The sequence below is a fragment of the Rhodococcoides fascians A44A genome, assembly GCF_000760735.1.
In the GTDB taxonomy this organism is placed as follows: Bacteria; Actinomycetota; Actinomycetes; order Mycobacteriales; family Mycobacteriaceae; genus Rhodococcoides; species Rhodococcoides fascians_E.
In genome coordinates, this window is the sequence record NZ_JMEX01000005.1 from 1,415,029 (window position 1) to 1,432,399 (window position 17,371).

Sequence of the window (17,371 nt, forward strand, 5' to 3'; positions counted from 1 at the left end):
ACGAACTCGTCATCTACGAGGGCTTTCCCAGTCCCGAGGGAACGGAATCTCGAGCGACTGCCGCGGGACAGCGGAATATTCGGTTGCGGCAAACAGTGAGCCCGACCGCACGACGACGGCCTTGCTTCGCACCATCGTTTCGACCAACTCGCTCGACAGCGATTCAGGGGAGGTCCCTAGCAAGTGCGCGGCGTCGGTCAACCACATCCGTCGAGTCAGGTACTCGTCGACGTCGGCGACGGTGATGCCGCCGCGAATCATCAACGCGAAGGCGAATATTCGACGTATTCCGTACCAGACCGCGCCGTCTGGGTCGTCGACGAGGCGATCGGCCCGGCGTAGTGCGTTGTCGAACGCGGCGGCGGGATCAACCGGAATCGGACCGTGCGCAGGAATCACAGTCAGTGGCTCCAACTGCGCGAGTTTGCGGAGCGAGGATGCTGCCACGGCAGCGGCGTCCGGTCCGTCCTGGGCGCGATCGACCCACCCGACGTCGTAGTCGGACAGTGCATCTCCCACGATCAGCACTCGCTCGTCCGGTTGCCACAGGGCGATATGCCCGGCGGTGTGACCAGGGGTGAGCACCACCTGCCAATCGGTGTCGCCGAGTCGCAGGACGGTATCACCAGTCAGCGGCTCGTCCACGGTGTACGGCTCAACGGGCTGATCGAGGTATTCGGCGGAGCAGCATCCCGGGTCCCTGCGCGCGAGCGCGTCGGCATCCGGGACGCTGGCAGCAATACCTGCGCCCCTCGCCTGAAGGAGCCCGTTGGCCCCGACATGATCGGAATGCCAGTGTGTATTCACCACGCGGTGCAGGTGCCGGGTGTGCGCCTGCACCCATGCGGCGGTGTCTTCGGCGTGCGCGACGAACCCACTGTCGACCAGTGCAGGCGTCGCCCCGGCGATCAGCAATAGGTTCGAGTCGGGAAACGGGCGCTGCTGCCAGATCAGCCAGTTCGGCAGCAGGCCTCGATCATTCGCCACGCCTCACCACTCGGCGGGCCTGCCCTTGAGCTGTTCCCAGTAACGACGATGCGCGCGTCGGGACCCGTCGCTGGTCATACCGGCCGCCAGTTCCGCTACGTCGAGTGGATCCGATAGTTCGGCGATATCGCGCAGTGCGGGTGCCTGCAGGGCGCGTTTGGTGTACGCGTAGTTGCCGATGCAGTCCGCAGGAGTAGATTCGGCGATGGCCACTGCCCGGTCCAGAAGCTCGTCTGCCGGGGCCAGTTCGTGGACGAAACCCAACCGAAGCGCGTCAACGGTTCCGTATATCTCTCCTTGCAGACACGCCCGAGACGCCACGGACTCACCCCACGCGTAGGCGAGCATTCGGAGGTACACCGCAGGCATCGGGATTCCGATGGGGACCTCGTTGATTCCGAACTTGGCGCCCTCGTTCACTGCTACGCGACGGTCGCACACAGCAGCGGTGATCAGACCGCCTGCGAACGCGTGGCCGTTGACCGCTGCGACAGTGGGGCGCGGATAAGTGAAGAGCCGCACGTTCGTGGCGCGGTAGTCCTGGAACCAGGAGGCGACGGTCTCGGTGTCGCCCGCGAACAGAGGAAAGTGCTCACCCAGGTCGAGTCCTGCAGAGAAGCGGGTGCCGGTGCCGGTCAACACGACAGGGGAGTCGGTGTGCTCGCGTTCGAGTTCGTCGAATGCGCCGTGCAGGTCGGCGAAGAACGCTCTGTTCTGTGCATTGACGGGGTTGGTGTTCATGGTGACGACGGCAACGCGTCCACGCCGTTCGATGGTCCAACTCATATGTGTGTATTCCTATCCGATAGCTGAAGTGGGGTGACCGGTTGTGGGTGTGATGCCCAGGATGTCGCGAGCACGCTCTCGCATCTCGGCTTTGCGTACTTTGCCGCTGACGGTCATGGGGAATTCATCGACGCAGTGCACGAACCGAGGGATCTTGTATCTGGCAAGTTTGCCCGAGCAGAAGTCGCGCAGACCGTCGGCATCGATCGAGGCCGCACCGGACCTCAGGCGAAGCCACACCATGAGTTCTTCGCCGTACTTGTCATCCGGAACCCCGATGACCTGAGCGTCGAGAATGTCGGGGTGGGTGTAGAGAAATTCCTCGATCTCTCTGGGGTAGATGTTCTCCCCACCGCGGATGACCAAGTCCTTGATGCGGCCGGTGATGGCAACGAATCGCTCGTTGTCCATCACAGCGAGATCTCCCGTGTGGATCCATCCGTCGGCGTCGATGGTTTCGGCTGTCTTGTCTGGTTGATTCCAGTAGCCCAGCATCACTGAGTAGCCCCGTACACAGAGCTCGCCGGGCTCACCGCATGGCATTGTGGTCCCGCTGACCGGATCGATAATCCGAAGTTCCACGTGAGGGTGCGCGTGTCCGACCGTGGACACCCTGCGCTCGAGGGGGTCGTCGACCGCCGTCTGTGTCGACGCAGGCGAGGTTTCGGTCATGCCGTAGGCAATTGCGACCTCGGGCATCCACTGGGCGATCTGCTTCATGATCTCGACGGGACACGGCGAGCCGGCCATGATGCCGGTTCGGATGGTGGAGAGATCGAAAGTATCGAACCCGGGTACCTCCAGGAGGGCGATGAACATGGTGGGTACGCCGTACAAGGAGGTGCAGCGCTCCTGCTGACAGGCCATCAACGTCGCGGCCGGGTCGAATGCGGGAGCGGGGATGACGACGCACGCTCCGTGCGCGATCGCGCCGAGGTTGCCCATCACCATGCCGAAGCAGTGGTAGAACGGCACCGGCACGCAGATCCGATCCCGCTCGGAGTAGCCGACCATGTCGCCGACGAAATACCCGTTGTTGAGAATATTGCGGTGTGAGAGCGTCACGCCTTTCGGGAATCCTGTTGTGCCCGAGGTGTATTGAATGTTGATGGGGTCGCTCGCGTCGAGAGCGCCCTGTCTGACAGCCAGCGCATGCGCCGGGAGGCGGCTTCCTCGGGTCAGAAGGTTCGCCCACTGGTCCGTCCCGAAGAACACCACCTGTTCGAGGACCGAGGATTGCGGTGAGGCCGTGGCGAGCATCGCCGCGTAGTCGGACGACTTGAACGCCGGCAATGCGAACATCACGCTGATGCCGGATTGGGACAGTACGTATTCGAGTTCGTGCGCCCGGTACGCGGGGTTGATCGCCACCAGTATCGCACCCACTTTGGCTGCGGAAATCTGCACGATCGTCCATTCAGGGCAGTTCGGCGCCCAGATGCCGACCCGATCGCCTGCCTGAACACCGAGATCGATCATCGCCGACGCCAATGCATCGACATCCGAACCCAGTGTTGCATACGTCCAGCGGCGACCGGACTGCACGTCCACCACAGCTTCGCGATCGGGGAATGACGTAACTGTGCGGTCGAACGCATCCCCGATCGTGTCGTCCAGCAGGGGCGTCTCGGTCGGTCCGGCGGCATAGCTCGGTTGCGGGGTCATGTGTGCTCCTCCGTTCACATGATCGAATGTGACGCAGAGAACTCCCGAGCGGCACCCCCGAAGGTGGGTCTGCCGCCCGCCACCCCCTTTCGGAGGTACAGGATTGCCTCAGTGTGACCGTACTCACTACTGTCGGGAATAGATCCCGAGGAGGTAAGTGAATGGACAGCCCGTTCGAGCCCGCACTGCCTATGGAGAGAAGGATCCTCGCTCGGTCGCTCGAACAACTCCGCCGTCAGGCAGGAATGGACATGGTTTTCGGAGGTCCGGTGCACCGGGGTGCAGCGGCGATGGAGATCACCGATCTGACCGGAGTGCGTACCCGGTCCGCTGTGAACCTCGTCGTCCGCAACGGGGAAGGACTCGGCGGCAAAGCGCTACGGCTCGCTCGCCCGGTCTCGGTGGCAGACTACTTCTCTGCTCAGGGAATCACGCACGTCTACGACCACGCGGTTCGGCCGGAGGCCATCGAAACTCTCGCCGCACTTCCGATAGTCGTCGATCGCACGCCACGAATACTGGTGTACCTTGCTGCTCGCACCCATGTGCCACTGGGTGATCGATGGTTCGACAGCTTCACCCCGTTCATCAGGCGTCTCGAGCGCGACATCGCTGTCGAGGACGAAGTTTCTCGCCGGATGAGTGTGCTCAGGACGCGCACCCCGGCCGACCAGCCTGCTCTCAGTCGCGCCGACATGTGCGACATAGCAAGGGAACTCACAGAACTTGCTGTGGCTGTCGAAGACGACGTCCTACGCAGGCGCATCGAGGCGATCGGCAACCGGTTCGCACCGATCGAGATGTCGATTGAGGGCGGCGCACCCCCGATGACGCTCCGTCCTCGCGAAATCGACGTTCTCACAGAGATTGCACGCGGTTCCAGCAACAAGGATGTCGGCGAGGCCTTGGGGCTTCTCCCCAACACCGTCAAGTCCTATCTCAAAAGCGCGATGCGCAAGCTGCACGCCGGCAACCGCATGCAGGCCGTGCTGATCGCGCGCGAGCGTGGTCTCATCCGCTGACGGAACTACCCTCGAAAGGGGTTACGGGAGAACGTGACCCACTTTCGGGGGTTCTCCGTCGATGTAACGACGCTCACACTTCTTCTCGTACACAGCCCGTCGGTTATCGGACCGCCCGGGCCCGTCGAGCAGGAGATCTCATGTCCAGAATCATCGACCCGGTAGGCGCACCCCCTGCCACCCCCATGCGCCGCGTCGCGATAGCGAGCTGCACCGGCACCACGATCGAGTTCTACGATTTCTTCATCTACGGCACGGCAGCGGCTCTGGTATTTCCGAAAGTCTTCTTCCCGGCACTCGGCACCGCGGCCGGCACAGTCGCCTCGTTTGCCACCTTTGCGGTGGCGTTCGTTGCACGTCCACTCGGCGCGGCGATTTTCGGACACTTCGGCGACAGAATCGGCCGAAAGAAGACTCTGATCAGCACCCTGCTGCTCATGGGCATCGCCACCGTTCTCATCGGTTGTATCCCCAGCGCATCCTCCATCGGGATCGCAGCGCCGATAATTCTGGTTGTGCTCCGTGTCGCGCAGGGTCTTGCCGTCGGCGGTGAGTGGGCCGGTGCAACCCTGTTGGCAACCGAGTACGCCCCGAAAGAGAAACGAGGACTCTATGCTCTGTTTCCGCAACTCGGCCCATCGCTCGCGTTCGTTCTTTCCAGCGGCACATTCTTGATCGTCAACCTGTTCGTCGGTGAGACCTCGAGCGCCTTCCTCGACTACGGCTGGCGAATCCCGTTCTTGGCCAGCGCTCTTCTCGTCCTGATCGGACTTTACGTTCGCCTGAAGGTCGAAGAAACCCCCATGTTCGCCCGTCAGGCGCCGCGCCGAGGATCGGCGACCGGGCCGCTGATCGGCGTGTTCAAGAATCAGCCGCGCGAACTGTTGCTCGCTGCAGGCGCGCTGTCCATGATGTTTGCATTCTTCTACATCGGGACCGCCTACCTCACGTCGTACGGCACCTCCATTCTCGGCCTGAGCCGAACCGCCGTCCTGTCCCTGGGGCTGCTCGCCGCTCTCGTATTCGCGGCGGCCACCGCGCTCGCGGCCGCGTTCTCGGACCGTGTCGGACGCCGCAGGATGGTGCTGGGATCGTGCGTGCTGTCGATTCCCGGGGGTTTGTTGTTGTTCCCGCTCATAGACATCGGATCGCCGGTGGCATTCTTTGCCGGTCTGACCCTTGCGCTGGTCGTGATGGGCATCTCGTACGGCCCCGCCGGTGCGCTGCTGCCGGAGATGTTCAAGACCGAGTATCGATACACCGGTGCAGGCATGGCCTACGCCATCGCGGGAGTCGTCGGCGGTGGTACCGCCCCGACGCTGGCTGCTGAACTGGCAAGTCGCCACGGAAGTCACGCAGTGGGGTGGATGCTCGCAGGTTTCGGCGTCCTGAGCCTTCTGTGCGCTGCGTTCCTTCCGGAAACCCGCAATCGCGCAATGGAACAGGACTCCTGTTCAGGGCTGCCTCCACGTTCTGCACACGTATAGATCGATCTGATTCCGAGCGAAAATCGATTGACGAATCAAAGGAAACCAATTGTTCGACAACGTATTCACCCGAACCTTCGGCATCGAACACCCGGTAGTCTGTGGGGGAATGACCGCCGTCGGGACTTCCGACTTGATCGGGGCAGTAGCAAATGCCGGCGCGCTCGGATTCCTGACTGCCCTGACCCAACCCAGTCCCGACGCATTGGTGAAGGAGATCGCGCGATGTCGGGATCTCACTGACAAGCCTTTCGGTGTCAACTTGACCATTCTGCCCACGATCAACCCCGTGCCGTACGACGAATATCGCGATGCAATCATCGCGGGCGGGGTCACGATCGTCGAAACAGCGGGTGGCAACCCACAGCCTCACTTACCGGCATTTCGTGCGGCGGGTGTGAAGGTCGTACACAAAGCGGTGTCGGTGCGACATGCGCTGAAAGCCGAGCAGATCGGCGTCGACGCGGTCAGTATCGACGGTTTCGAATGCGCAGGGCATCCCGGTGCGGACGACGTTCCCGGTTTGGTCCTCATTCCCGCCGCTGCTCAGGCGCTGACGATCCCGTTGATCGCAAGTGGCGGTATCGCCACAGGAGCCGGTCTGGTGGCCGCCCTTGCACTCGGCGCTTCTGCCGTGAACATGGGAACGCGGTTCATGGCCACCACCGAAGCCCCGATTCACGACAACGTGAAGAAACAGATCGTGCGAAACACCGAACGCGATACGGTGCTCGTGTTCCGTGAATTCGACAACACCGCTCGGGTGGCACGAAATGCCATCTCGGAGCAGATCGTCGAGGTTTCGAGGCGCACCGGCGCCACATTCGCCGACATCGCAGATCTCGCCAGCGGACAGCGCGGCCGGGAACAGGTGTACGGCAACGGCGATATCGACGGCGGTATGTGGTGGGCGAGTCAAGCCCAGGGTCTGATAAATGACGTATCCAGCTGTGCAGATGTGGTGCGAACGATCATCGACGATGCGCGCCGCATCGTGACCGGTACCCTCCCCGAACAGATCCGAGGTTGACGTACGATCCGGCCGCGGCGTGATTCGAGTCAGCGAGAACTTTTCATGTCGATTTTGTAGTAGGCAATTTTGCGATACAGAGTTGCCCTGCTCATTCCGAGGCGTTCGGCGGCGTGCTGCATCGTCATCGGGCCGGTAGAGAGAAGGCGCACGATTTCGCCGCGCTCGAAGGCCTCGATGCTGGACAGTCGACGGGTGGGGCCGGCCAGGATTTCGGTGGGTAGTACGTGTGTGTCGACCACATCGGAACGCCCGACCGCCCGAGTGATCGTCGACTTCAGTTCGGCGACGTCGTGCGGCCAGTCGTAGTTACGTAAAGCGCGTTCCGCTGCGTCCGTGAACTGAACGTCGCGGCCGCGCATCTCGCGGGCGAAGTGCCGGGCGAGGGGGAGGACGTCGTCGGGACGGTCCTGAAGGGCCGCGACGGAGACGACCGATCGGACGCGCCTGCGGAGAGCCGTCGGCACCGACTCGAGCCGTTCGGCCGTCATCGAAACAGGCATGCGCAGTACGTCGGATGCGAACAGCAGGCCGTCGAGATGCTCGGCGGCGTATGCGGGCAGGGCGTCGACGTCCCGGACGACGATTGCGGTGTCCGGTCGACCGGCTTCGAACGACCACAGGTCGAGCCAGGTCTGCAGATCGTCCGGTTCCGGTGCGGATGCGACGAGGACGCGGTGCCGAGGAAACGCTGCTCGAGCGGATTGTTCGAGCAGCGTCGAACGTCCGCTGCTCGCCCGGCCGATCGCGGCGACGGCCATGCCGTCGTCCATCGCGGATCGTGCCTCGGCCACTGCCGTCGTCCACTCGGAACCGAGGTCTGCGACGGCGCGGCCCGCGGCGTGCACGATCCTGAAGAGGCCACGCCGCGTCGTCGGACGCGGCGTGTTCCCCGAACCGCGCGCCAGCATCGACGTGCGGATGGTGCTGGCCGCCGACCTGGCGAGCGTCAGCAGCAGATCACTCGACGTTCGCGCCCACGTCGTCAGGTTCACTGCGCCTTCCAGCCTGCCCGTGGCAGGGTCGACGACCGGTGCAGCGGCACAGGTGAAACCGGTCAGACTGTGCGAGTAGTGCTGCTCGGCTCTGACGAGGGTGGGTGCGATGTCGGCGAGCGCCAGACCGAGACCGTTGGTGCCCACCTCCCGCTCGGAGTAACCGAAGCCGGGAGCAAGATGCACCGCGTCGAGTGCACGCAGCAGAGCGTGATCGCCGCTGACCCTGCTCAGGACAACACCCTCGGCGTCCGTCAGCATCATGCCGACGGGTTCGCTGGACAACGTTCGGTGCAGATCGACGAGTACCTCGTTGCCGCACTCGTGGAACAGCGACTCCGGCGGTTCGGTGCCCGCGAACACCGGCTCCACGGCGTCGAGCGAGATTCCGTACCGCTCACTACGCAACCACGACGCACGTAGACGACCGGGCACCAGGGTGTCCGGTACGTCGTCGCGGCGGTTCAGGGCGGGGTGGTCGTCGATCACCGAAATCCTCGTGGTCGGGAGTGCGCACCGTCTCCGATGCATGTGATCCAGATTACATAACAGAGGGACCATGCGACGTCTCAGATTGAGACAGCCAGGGCCTCGGCAGCCGGGGCGAGCGGACCTACCGTCGAAACTACGAACTGTGGCGCCAGTCACACGACGGAAGGGATCGACATGTACAAAAAGGGTGACGACAGCTTCTTCATCGTCGACGCGCACGTGGCGTTGTGGGATGCGCGCAAGGAGAACCAGCGCAACATCCACGGCAAGCAGTTCATCGACTGCTTCTACGACTATCACCGCAACCTGTCACCGGAATCCGAGCTCTGGACGTACGACGAGTACCTCTACCAGGGCGGTGAACGCCTGATCAAAGACCTGTTCATCGACGGTTACGTCGACCACGCGATCTTCCAGCCGGCTCATCTGGGCGAGTTCTACGTGAACGGATTCGGCCAGACCGAGGAAGCGTGGGCGCTGACCCAGAAGCATTCCGACATCTTGACGTACAACCACAATTTCGATCCTCGCAACGGCGAGGCGGGTCTCGATCAGCTACGGGCCGATGCCGAGCGATTCGGCCTGAAAGGCGTGAAGCTCTACACCGCCGAGTGGAACGGTGATTCCCGCGGATACAAGCTCGACGACGACTGGACGCGCCGCTACCTCGAGGTGTGCCGTGAACTCGGAATCACCAACATCCACGTCCACAAAGGTCCGACGATCAGGCCGCTCGACCGCGACGCCTTCGATGTCGCCGATGTCGACCACATCGCGACCGACTTCACCGATCTGAACTTCGTCGTCGAACACTGCGGGCTTCCGCGGCTGGAGGACTTCTGCTGGATCGCGACCCAGGAACCGAACGTGCATGCCGGACTCGCCGTCGCCATGCCCTTCATGCACACCAGGCCGAAGTACTTCGCTCAGATCATCGGAGAACTTCTGTACTGGCTCGGCGAAGATCGCATCCAGTTCTCCTCCGACTACGCCTTGTGGACCCCGAGGTGGCTGATCGAGGCATTCGTCGAATTCCAGATCCCCGACGAGTTGAGCGAGTATCCGCAGATCACCCTGGACCAGAAGAAGAAGATCCTCGGCCTGAACGCCGCGAAGATGTACGACATTCCGGTCCCGGAGGATCTCCGTCTAGCCGACGCCGATGAGACGGAGACCGGACCCCGCGGCGCAGAACAAGCCGCCGACGAGCATCTGGTGGGTGCGTAGCCGTGCCGGACATCAGAGAAGCTGCGGCGCTGGAGGCACTCGGGGCGGTCGTCGATCCCGAGCTCGACCAGCCCATCACCGATCTCGATTTCGCACAGTCCGTCACCGTGTCGGGCGAGGGTGACGTAGTGGTGCACTTGCGGCTTCCGACGTCGTTCTGCGCGCCCAACTTCGCGTATCTGATGGCCTCGGATGCGAAAGACGTTCTGACGACGCTCGAGTGGACCGCGCAGGTCACCGTCGAACTCGACGATCACCATGATTCGGCGATCATCAACGCCGGTCTCGCCGCCGATGCGGGCTATCGCGGTACGTTCGCCCACGAAGCCGAGGACGATCTGGAAGAGCTCCGGACGACCTTTCAGCGGAAGGCCCACGTCGCGGCGATGGAGCGGTGCCTGACGGCGCTTCTGCGGAGGGATCCGTCACGCGACATGCGTGAGATGGGCACTGTTCTGCTGGGTGAGCTGCCCGAAGACGAGACGACCCATGCATTGCTGCGGCGACGAAGCACCATCGGACTGCCGACGACTCCGGACAGCCTGGTGATGGTCGATCACGAGGGAAACGACTATGCCCAGATCGACGTACCGCTTGCCTTGCGACGTGCACGGTCGACGCGCATCTCGATCGACGGCAATGCGCACTTCTGCCGAGGGTTGCTTCGGACCCGCTACGACGACCCCGATCGCACCACTGTCAACGCTTGAAACCCCGTTAAGGACGAGAACATGAGCACGATGAGAGCTGTACAGGTTGTGGGATACCACGACAAACTGCAGATGACGGAGCTCCCGATTCCAACGCCCACAGGACCTTTCGATGTCATCGTGAAGATCGGCGGCGCCGGGGTGTGCCGAACCGACCTGCACATCCTCGAAGGGCAGTGGGCAGAGAAATCGAACGTACAGCTGCCGTACACGATCGGTCACGAGAACGCGGGATGGGTGCACGCGGTCGGGTCCGCCGTCACCAACGTCGCCGAAGGCGACAAGGTGATCGTCCACCCGCTGATCACGTGCGGACTGTGCCGCGCCTGCCGATCCGGGGACGACGTGCACTGCGAATTCAATCAGTTCCCCGGAATCGACACCAACGGTGGATACGCCGAGTACCTGAAGACGTCCGCGCGAAGCGTCGTCAAGATCGACGACTCTCTCGAACCCGCCGACGTCGCGGCCCTCGCCGACGCAGGCCTGACGGCATATCACGCGGCAGCCAAGGCGTCGAAGCACCTGACGCCACGTGACAAGGTGGTTGTCATCGGTGCAGGAGGCCTGGGGCACATCGGTATTCAGGTACTGAAATCGCTGACGGCCGCGGAGATCGTCGTCGTCGACCGCAACCAGGCGGCAGTCGAACTGGCCACATCTATCGGGGCTGATCACGGCATCGTCGCCGACGGCACCCACATCGAGCAGGTGCTGGACCTGACGAACGGCAACGGCGGCGAAGCCGTCATCGACTTCGTCGGCGAAGGCGGCGCGACGAAGGAAGGCGTGGCGATGCTGCGCGGCGCCGGCAACTACTACGTCGTCGGATACGGCGAGAACATCGACGTCCCCACCATCGACATCGTGTCCTCCGAGATCAACATCATCGGTAACCTGGTGGGGTCCTACAACGACCTGTGCGACCTGATGGCCTTGGCTGCTCGGGGATCGGTGGTGTTGCACACCGCGAAGTACACGCTCGACGACTTCCAAAGTGCCATCGACGATCTCGATGCCGGTGCCATCCGCGGCCGTGCGATCCTCACCCCCTGACCTCGTCAACGCATAGGAGCTTTCATGATCTTCATCGTCGTCAAGTTCGAGACCAAGCCCGATTGGACCGAGCGCTGGCCGGAGCACGTGGCCGAGTTCACCGCAGCAACACGCGCCGAGGAAGGCAATCTGTGGTTCGAATGGTCACGCAGCCTGGAAGAGCCGAACGTCTACGTCCTCGTCGAGGCATTCCGCGACGGTGACGCAGGTGGAGCGCACGTGAACAGCGATCACTTCAAGAAGGCCGTCGAAGAACTGCCGAAGGGACTCGCCTCCACTCCGAAGATCATCAGCGAAACCATCGGCGCCACCGGCTGGGGCGAGATGGGTGAAATGAAGGTCGGCTGACCGAGACCCTCGGTGGTGCACACGGTCGTGCATCACCGAGGGGTGGTCGTACCGAATCAGCGCAGCGCGTGAAACGCGGAGCGGTAGAACACCAACGGCGAGCGATCACCGACCGCTGCGTCGAGCTGGTGAACCTCTCCGACCACCAGATCATGATCGCCCAGCCGCTGCACCGATGTGATCGTGCAGTCGATCCATCCGTGCACCCCGTCGAGAACGGGACTTCCACTCGGCGACGGTTCCCATGTGACTCCGTCGAACTTGTCGCCTCCGGAACGGGAGAATGCCCGGCACACATCGACTTGATCGTGGGACAGGATGTTCGCGCAGAATCGTCCTGTAGCAGCGATTCTCGGGAATGTCGTGGAGGTGTGCGCGACGAAGAACGCCACCAGTGGCGGGTCCAGCGACACCGAAGCGAACGATCCGACGGCCAGCCCGATGGGAGTGTTCTCGGACCCGAGCGAGGTCACGACCACCACCCCGGTGCTGAATTCGCCGAGCACCGTGCGGAAGTGGGTGGGGTCGACAGCGGTGTCGTTCATGAGAGTCCCTGGCTGGTAGAGGAATATGCGACGACGGTGAGGCCCGCCGGCGTGGTCAACGGAAGGCGCGCCTCGTGCCCGCCGACCGTGGGTTCGCCGACCGCCCACCCCAGACGTGCCGCCTCGCGTGCGACGGCGTCGAGATCGCCGGTCTTGGCGAGCAGGGACCACGAAGGCCCCTGCTCGTCGGACAGACTGAGTCCGGGAAACACCGCCCACGCAGCGCCGTCGGAGAACGAGGCCGGGCCGAAGATGTCGGTCAGGTCGCGGTGAGCAGCCGCCCAGTGATCGGCCGAGTGCATCACCGTGACCTTCTCGAACAAATTCGTCAACGATTTGCTCACGATGCGGCCACGCGAGCGACTTCGTCCAGTGCGCGCTGGTAGATCTCGCCGATTCCGGTCTCGAGCTGCGATTCGAGGGCAGCCGGATCGTCACCGGCAGCGGTGAACTCGGCGTCCCACGAGACGACGGATCCGTTCGCGGTGGCGTCGACGCGGATGGTGGAGGTGTACTTCGCGAGCGGAAGTGGCCCGTCGATGTATTCGTAGGTGTACGTACGGGAGTCGTCGTCGTGGGACACGATCCGCTCCCGGGCGGGATTGCCGTCGGTGAAGACGACGTGTCGTACCTCGCCGTCGAGCCTCGACGTGTCCAGTGAAGGAATCCAGTTCGCGGCGCCGGCCGGGTCACCGACCACGGCCCACACCGATTCCGCGGACTGCGAGTACTCCTGGCGCACAGACACCGATGCCATGTCCGATCACCGCCCGAGTTCTGCGTTGTACTTCTTGGTCATGTGGTCGACGGCCTTGCGGTGCTCGTCGGCCTGCCCTTCTCGGACGGCCTGCGCACGCTCGGCGGCGTCGAGCATCGGCTGCGCCTGGCCCTGGAAATAAGGCATGACGTCCTGGGCGAACAGTTCGTAGGAACGCCTGGTGGCCTGCGGATTCGCCCAGTCGTGGCCCTGGACCAGCAGAGTCCCGAAACCGCCCGACTGATCGACAAGGCGCTGTACCTGAGCGCGGGCCTGCTCGGCGGTACCGATGACGCCGATGCCGGAGGTGTTGATGAAGTCGATCATTTCCTTCTTGTTGGTACCGCGAACATCCATCTGCGGGAACGCTGCAACATGCTGAAGGTAGTTGAACCAGTATTCGATTCCGTGTTCGACGTCCTCGTAGGCCTGCTCGACGGTCTCGGCGATGTGGAACGGTCCGACGAGACGCCACGTCGAACGATCCACCTCGTCGGCGCGGCCTGCCTGCTCGGCGAATTCTTCGAGCATCCCCCAGTGATGCTGCAGCGCGCTGAACCCGTCGGGCGTGAGAGTCGCTGCGATGGAGAGTAATCCGATGCCGTGCTTCCCGGCCAGACGAGCGCCGGTGGGCGACGCGATGGCCGCCACGACGACGTCGAACAGTGGGTCGGAGTACGGCGCCATCTGGATCTTGGCGTCGAACAGTTCATGGGTGCGAGTCTTGGCGGTGACGGTCTCTCCGCGCAGCAGACGCATGATGATGTCGGCGTTCTCGGCGAGCAGTTCCCTTGTGTCGATCTGGGACAGGCCGAGCATCGCGGCGTCGGTGGGAAGCGAGCCCGGTCCGAGCCCGAACAGGACGCGGCCGTGCGTGAGGTGATCGAGCATCACCATCCGCTCGGCCGCCCACAGTGGGTTGTGGTAGCTCACGGACGTGACGCCGGTGCCCAGCTTGATGCGGCTCGTACGCTCACCCGCCGCTGCGATCATGATCTCGGGAGAGGCATAGATCTCGGCGCCCGCCGAGTGGTGCTCGCCGAACCATGCCTCGTCGTACCCCAGTTTCTCCAAGTACTCCACGAGTTCGAGATCGCGCTGCAGAAGCAGCGTCGGATTCTGACCGGGGGTGTGGATCGGGGCGAGGAACGTTCCGAACTTCAGGCGCGTCATGTCATCTCCAGGTGTGACGGGCAACATTGTCACGATCACCGTATGACCCACGCCACAGCGTGAAACAGTCCTCGAAAGAGGACAGTTACAGGCTGACCCGCCGAGACACCGACGCCGCGAGAGCAGCGCGATTGCGGAAACCGGTCGTGTCGAAGATGCGGCTGACGTACTTCTTGACCGTCATCTCCGTCAGGTTCAGCTCGAGCGCGATCTCTGCATTGGTCAGACCGTCGCCGATCAGCTCCGCGACATCCCACTGCCGCGGACTGAGCCCGACGAACGGATCCGCCTCGGGGGGCGCTTCTCCGATGGCGACGGACCTCGCACTCGCACGCAGATGACCGGCCAGGAACTTCATCGCGGTGATGTCGCTCCGATCCCAGTACCGTTCACGGTCGAACATGCCCACCAACGCCTCACCGTCGGCGAACCGCAGATGAATCGCCGACGCCGTGCCCATCCCGTGCGGCGCAAGGTAATCCTCGACGTAGGAACGTTGAGGCACGGGAAGTCTCGCCAGATCGTCGAGCGTCGCGAAGCCGTCGTCGGTGAGTACGCGTCGTGCCCGGGGGAGCGCGAACACGTCCTTGTCCCGCCACCTTTCCTGATACTCACGCAGCAACGGCTCGGCGGCACCGGTGAGCAGAGGAGCGGGATCCGCGAACACCGTCGGATAGGTCGTGCCGAAGAAGAACGTCACGTCGCGGACGTCGAACACCGTCGCGATGGCATCCACCAAGGCTTCCTTGTATCGAGTTCCACCTGCCGACGACCGCGCCACTTCCAGGACTTCGAGAATTCGACGCATGTGCTCGGCGGACAACACGTCCTGCCACGACCGCGTGTGCTCCACCTGCGACTGCATGACCGAAATGCTATCGATGTTTCCCCTGGTCCAGGTCGGGTTCTCGCAAGCACGTAGTGGATCACGTAGTTCTGCGCGTCCGTCGTGGGGCTGCGCCGAGCATTGTGATGTGAGTCATACCGAAGCCGTGCTCGAACGAAAGGTCGTACAGCATATGACCAGCACCATCGACGCTCCCGTCACCACCAGCTTGTCGCCTGATTACGCCGAACGGGCACGAACGGTTGCCCGTGTCGTCGAACGCGAAGCGAACACCATCGAATCCGACGCCACCATCACGTCGGCCGTCTACGACGCTCTCGTCGAGCAGGAGCTCTTCTGGCTGCTCGTCCCTGCCGAATTCGGCGGCGGCGGAAAGGGAATCGTCGAAGCCTTGAAGGTGATCGAGGAGATCTCACGCGCCGACGGGTCCACCGGCTGGGCGCTGATGGCCAATGCGTTCTCCACCGGAGTCGCAGTCGGGTTCATGAACGATGTCGGAGCCCGCGAAATGTTCGAGGGCCCGGCCCGCGGCATCACCGCAGGCATGATCATGCCCACCGGTAAGGCAGTCCGCGTCGACGGCGGATATCGGGTCACCGGCAAGTTTCAGTTCGGCAGCGGGTCGGCGCACGCATCGTGGATCGGTGCAGGATTCGTCGTACACGACGACGCAGGCAACCCCGTGCTCGACGCCAACGGCGGCCCGGACTGCCGAATCGGCTTCCTGCCCCGTACCGACGTGGAGTTTCTCGGAAACTGGGACGTGATGGGCATGGTCGGAACCGGAAGCTACGACTATCTCGTCGACGACGTCTTCGTCCCGGACAGGTTCACGATGGAAACCTTCTCCACGGTGCCCGTCCGACCTGAACCCGTCTACAAATTAGGTCTTCTCGGCATCGGCGTAGGGGGTCACGCCCCGGTCGCCCTCGGAATCGCCACGCGCGCACTCGAAGAGGTAGTGCAGATCGCGTCGAAGAAGAACCGACCAGGTTACGACGGTCCCGTCGGGGAATCGCAGCTCTTCCTTCGCGACTTCGCGAAGAACGAGGCTCTGCTTCAGGCCGCTCGCGCGTACGTCTACCAGGCGCACGGCGACGCCGAGGACACCGCGCGCCGCGGTGAGGACATCACCGACGAGCAGCGCGCGCGATTGCGTCAGGTGACCACCTGGGTGCAGGAAGTGGCCGGTGAGATCGTGCAGTTCGCGCACCGATGGGCAGGAAGCCAGGCGATCCGCAACCCCAGTGCGCTCGGTCGTTGCAGCCGCGACATCGCGGTTGCCACACAGCACATGCTGGTCGATCAGATCAGTCTGGTCGAGGCCGCCAAGGCGATCGTGCCCGGCTACGACCACCAGTCCTGAAACCCGTCGACAGAGAAGGAAGAACGCAGTGGGACAGCTCGAAGGAAAAGTAGCCCTCGTCACCGGAGCCGCGCGCGGACAGGGACGTTCGCACGCAGTTCGGCTCGCGGAAGAAGGTGCCGACGTCATCGTCGTCGATCTCTGCAGCAAGCCGGAGACGACCAAGTACAAGGGATCCTCCCGTGAGGATCTGGACCAGACGGTTCGCGAGATCGAGAAGTTCGACCGTCGTGCACACGCCGTCGTCGCCGACGTGCGCGAGCTCGGACAGCTCGAAGCGGCTGTGTCCGAGGGTATTGCGGAGCTCGGGCGTCTGGACACCGTCGTCGCCAACGCCGGCATCTTTTCCTCCGCCCCACTGCACGAGCTGAGCGAAGAGCAGTGGGACGAGATGATCGACATCAATCTCTCGGGCGTCTGGAAGACGATGCGCGCCACGGTGCCGCACCTGATCTCCCAGGGTGAGGGCGGCTCGATCATTCTGATCTCGTCCACCGGCGGGATTCAAGGATTCCCGAACTTCGCGCACTACGTCGCTGCGAAACACGGTGTCACCGGACTCGCACGTACTGCGTCGAACGAGCTGGGTCAGTACAGCATTCGTTGCAACTCGATTCATCCGACGTCGGTGCTGACCGACATGATCGACAACGAGCCGATGTACAAGCTGTTCCGTCCCGATCTGGAACATCCGACCCAGGACGACTTCCGTGAAGCATGTCAGGGCGCGATGAACACGTTGCCAGTTCCGTGGGTCGACGCGGTGGACATCAGCAACGGCGTCGTATGGCTCGCCTCGGACGCAGCACGCTATGTCACGGGCATTGCATTGCCGATCGATGCCGGCGCCCTGAGCAAGGTCTAGTTCTCACGGCGCG

18 protein-coding genes are annotated in these 17,371 nt (G+C 63.2%); 9 read left to right on the top strand and 9 right to left on the bottom strand.

What is annotated here, in order from left to right:
• Positions 1 to 9: 9 nt before the first annotated feature.
• Genes BH95_RS10220 through BH95_RS10230 form a run of 3 tightly spaced genes read right to left on the bottom strand, consistent with a single transcriptional unit; the run spans position 10 to position 3,438 of the window.
• On the bottom strand, positions 10 to 987 hold the full coding sequence (locus BH95_RS10220; RefSeq protein WP_052059998.1) for an MBL fold metallo-hydrolase: 978 nt from the start codon (positions 985 to 987) through the stop codon (positions 10 to 12).
• Between the two features lie 3 nt (positions 988 to 990).
• Complete coding sequence (locus tag BH95_RS10225) at positions 991 to 1,773, bottom strand: enoyl-CoA hydratase/isomerase family protein (protein WP_037181819.1); 783 nt, start codon at positions 1,771 to 1,773, stop codon at positions 991 to 993.
• A 12-nt stretch (positions 1,774 to 1,785) separates the two neighbouring features.
• Positions 1,786 to 3,438 (bottom strand): AMP-binding protein, encoded by a 1,653-nt coding sequence (locus tag BH95_RS10230; protein WP_037181822.1) that lies wholly within the window; start codon positions 3,436 to 3,438, stop codon positions 1,786 to 1,788.
• A gap of 161 nt (positions 3,439 to 3,599) precedes the next feature.
• On the opposite strand from BH95_RS10230, the gene BH95_RS10235 reads away from it, so the two are divergent.
• From BH95_RS10235 to BH95_RS10245, 3 genes are all read left to right on the top strand, one after another.
• The gene (locus BH95_RS10235) at positions 3,600 to 4,460 is read left to right on the top strand and encodes a helix-turn-helix transcriptional regulator (RefSeq protein WP_037181823.1); all 861 of its coding nucleotides are present in this window, start codon (positions 3,600 to 3,602) and stop codon (positions 4,458 to 4,460) included.
• Between the two features lie 140 nt (positions 4,461 to 4,600).
• A complete protein-coding gene (locus tag BH95_RS10240; RefSeq protein ID WP_052060000.1) occupies positions 4,601 to 5,947 on the top strand; it encodes an MFS transporter in 1,347 nt (448 codons plus the stop codon).
• Positions 5,948 to 5,996: 49 nt separating this feature from the next.
• The gene (locus tag BH95_RS10245; RefSeq protein ID WP_037181825.1) at positions 5,997 to 6,977 is read left to right on the top strand and encodes an NAD(P)H-dependent flavin oxidoreductase; all 981 of its coding nucleotides are present in this window, start codon (positions 5,997 to 5,999) and stop codon (positions 6,975 to 6,977) included.
• Between the two features lie 29 nt (positions 6,978 to 7,006).
• Here BH95_RS10245 and BH95_RS10250 read toward each other — a convergent pair whose 3' ends face one another.
• On the bottom strand, positions 7,007 to 8,461 hold the full coding sequence (locus BH95_RS10250; RefSeq protein ID WP_037181828.1) for a helix-turn-helix domain-containing protein: 1,455 nt from the start codon (positions 8,459 to 8,461) through the stop codon (positions 7,007 to 7,009).
• Positions 8,462 to 8,638: 177 nt separating this feature from the next.
• Between BH95_RS10250 and BH95_RS10255 the strand changes: the two genes are divergently transcribed.
• Genes BH95_RS10255 through BH95_RS10270 form a run of 4 tightly spaced genes read left to right on the top strand, consistent with a single transcriptional unit; the run spans position 8,639 to position 11,805 of the window.
• The gene (locus BH95_RS10255; protein ID WP_020111240.1) at positions 8,639 to 9,691 is read left to right on the top strand and encodes an amidohydrolase family protein; all 1,053 of its coding nucleotides are present in this window, start codon (positions 8,639 to 8,641) and stop codon (positions 9,689 to 9,691) included.
• A 2-nt stretch (positions 9,692 to 9,693) separates the two neighbouring features.
• On the top strand, positions 9,694 to 10,401 hold the full coding sequence (locus BH95_RS10260) for an iron-sulfur cluster assembly protein (protein ID WP_037181830.1): 708 nt from the start codon (positions 9,694 to 9,696) through the stop codon (positions 10,399 to 10,401).
• 30 nt (positions 10,402 to 10,431) lie between these two features.
• Positions 10,432 to 11,457, top strand: a complete 1,026-nt coding sequence (locus tag BH95_RS10265; protein WP_037144832.1) for an NAD(P)-dependent alcohol dehydrogenase — start codon at positions 10,432 to 10,434, stop codon at positions 11,455 to 11,457.
• A gap of 24 nt (positions 11,458 to 11,481) precedes the next feature.
• Entirely contained in the window at positions 11,482 to 11,805 is a 324-nt protein-coding gene (locus BH95_RS10270) for a putative quinol monooxygenase (protein WP_019663431.1), read from the top strand.
• A 56-nt stretch (positions 11,806 to 11,861) separates the two neighbouring features.
• Here BH95_RS10270 and BH95_RS10275 read toward each other — a convergent pair whose 3' ends face one another.
• The 5 genes from BH95_RS10275 to BH95_RS10295 form a co-directional block, all read right to left on the bottom strand.
• Entirely contained in the window at positions 11,862 to 12,350 is a 489-nt protein-coding gene (locus tag BH95_RS10275) for a flavin reductase family protein (RefSeq protein ID WP_037181833.1), read from the bottom strand.
• Positions 12,347 to 12,694, bottom strand: coding sequence for a hypothetical protein (locus BH95_RS10280; protein WP_037181836.1), 348 nt, complete (start codon positions 12,692 to 12,694; stop codon positions 12,347 to 12,349). Before BH95_RS10280 ends, BH95_RS10275 begins: the two co-directional genes overlap by 4 nt.
• Positions 12,691 to 13,107 (bottom strand): SRPBCC family protein, encoded by a 417-nt coding sequence (locus tag BH95_RS10285; RefSeq protein ID WP_037181839.1) that lies wholly within the window; start codon positions 13,105 to 13,107, stop codon positions 12,691 to 12,693. Before BH95_RS10285 ends, BH95_RS10280 begins: the two co-directional genes overlap by 4 nt.
• 6 nt (positions 13,108 to 13,113) lie before the next feature.
• Positions 13,114 to 14,280, bottom strand: coding sequence for an LLM class flavin-dependent oxidoreductase (locus BH95_RS10290; protein WP_033189987.1), 1,167 nt, complete (start codon positions 14,278 to 14,280; stop codon positions 13,114 to 13,116).
• Positions 14,281 to 14,365: 85 nt separating this feature from the next.
• The gene (locus BH95_RS10295) at positions 14,366 to 15,145 is read right to left on the bottom strand and encodes a helix-turn-helix transcriptional regulator (RefSeq protein WP_020111236.1); all 780 of its coding nucleotides are present in this window, start codon (positions 15,143 to 15,145) and stop codon (positions 14,366 to 14,368) included.
• 154 nt (positions 15,146 to 15,299) lie between these two features.
• On the opposite strand from BH95_RS10295, the gene BH95_RS10300 reads away from it, so the two are divergent.
• Positions 15,300 to 16,493: an acyl-CoA dehydrogenase family protein gene (locus tag BH95_RS10300; protein WP_037181843.1), complete on the top strand. Its 1,194-nt coding sequence runs from the start codon at positions 15,300 to 15,302 to the stop codon at positions 16,491 to 16,493.
• A 28-nt stretch (positions 16,494 to 16,521) separates the two neighbouring features.
• Positions 16,522 to 17,358, top strand: a complete 837-nt coding sequence (locus BH95_RS10305; RefSeq protein ID WP_033189850.1) for a mycofactocin-coupled SDR family oxidoreductase — start codon at positions 16,522 to 16,524, stop codon at positions 17,356 to 17,358.
• Positions 17,359 to 17,371: the final 13 nt, after the last annotated feature.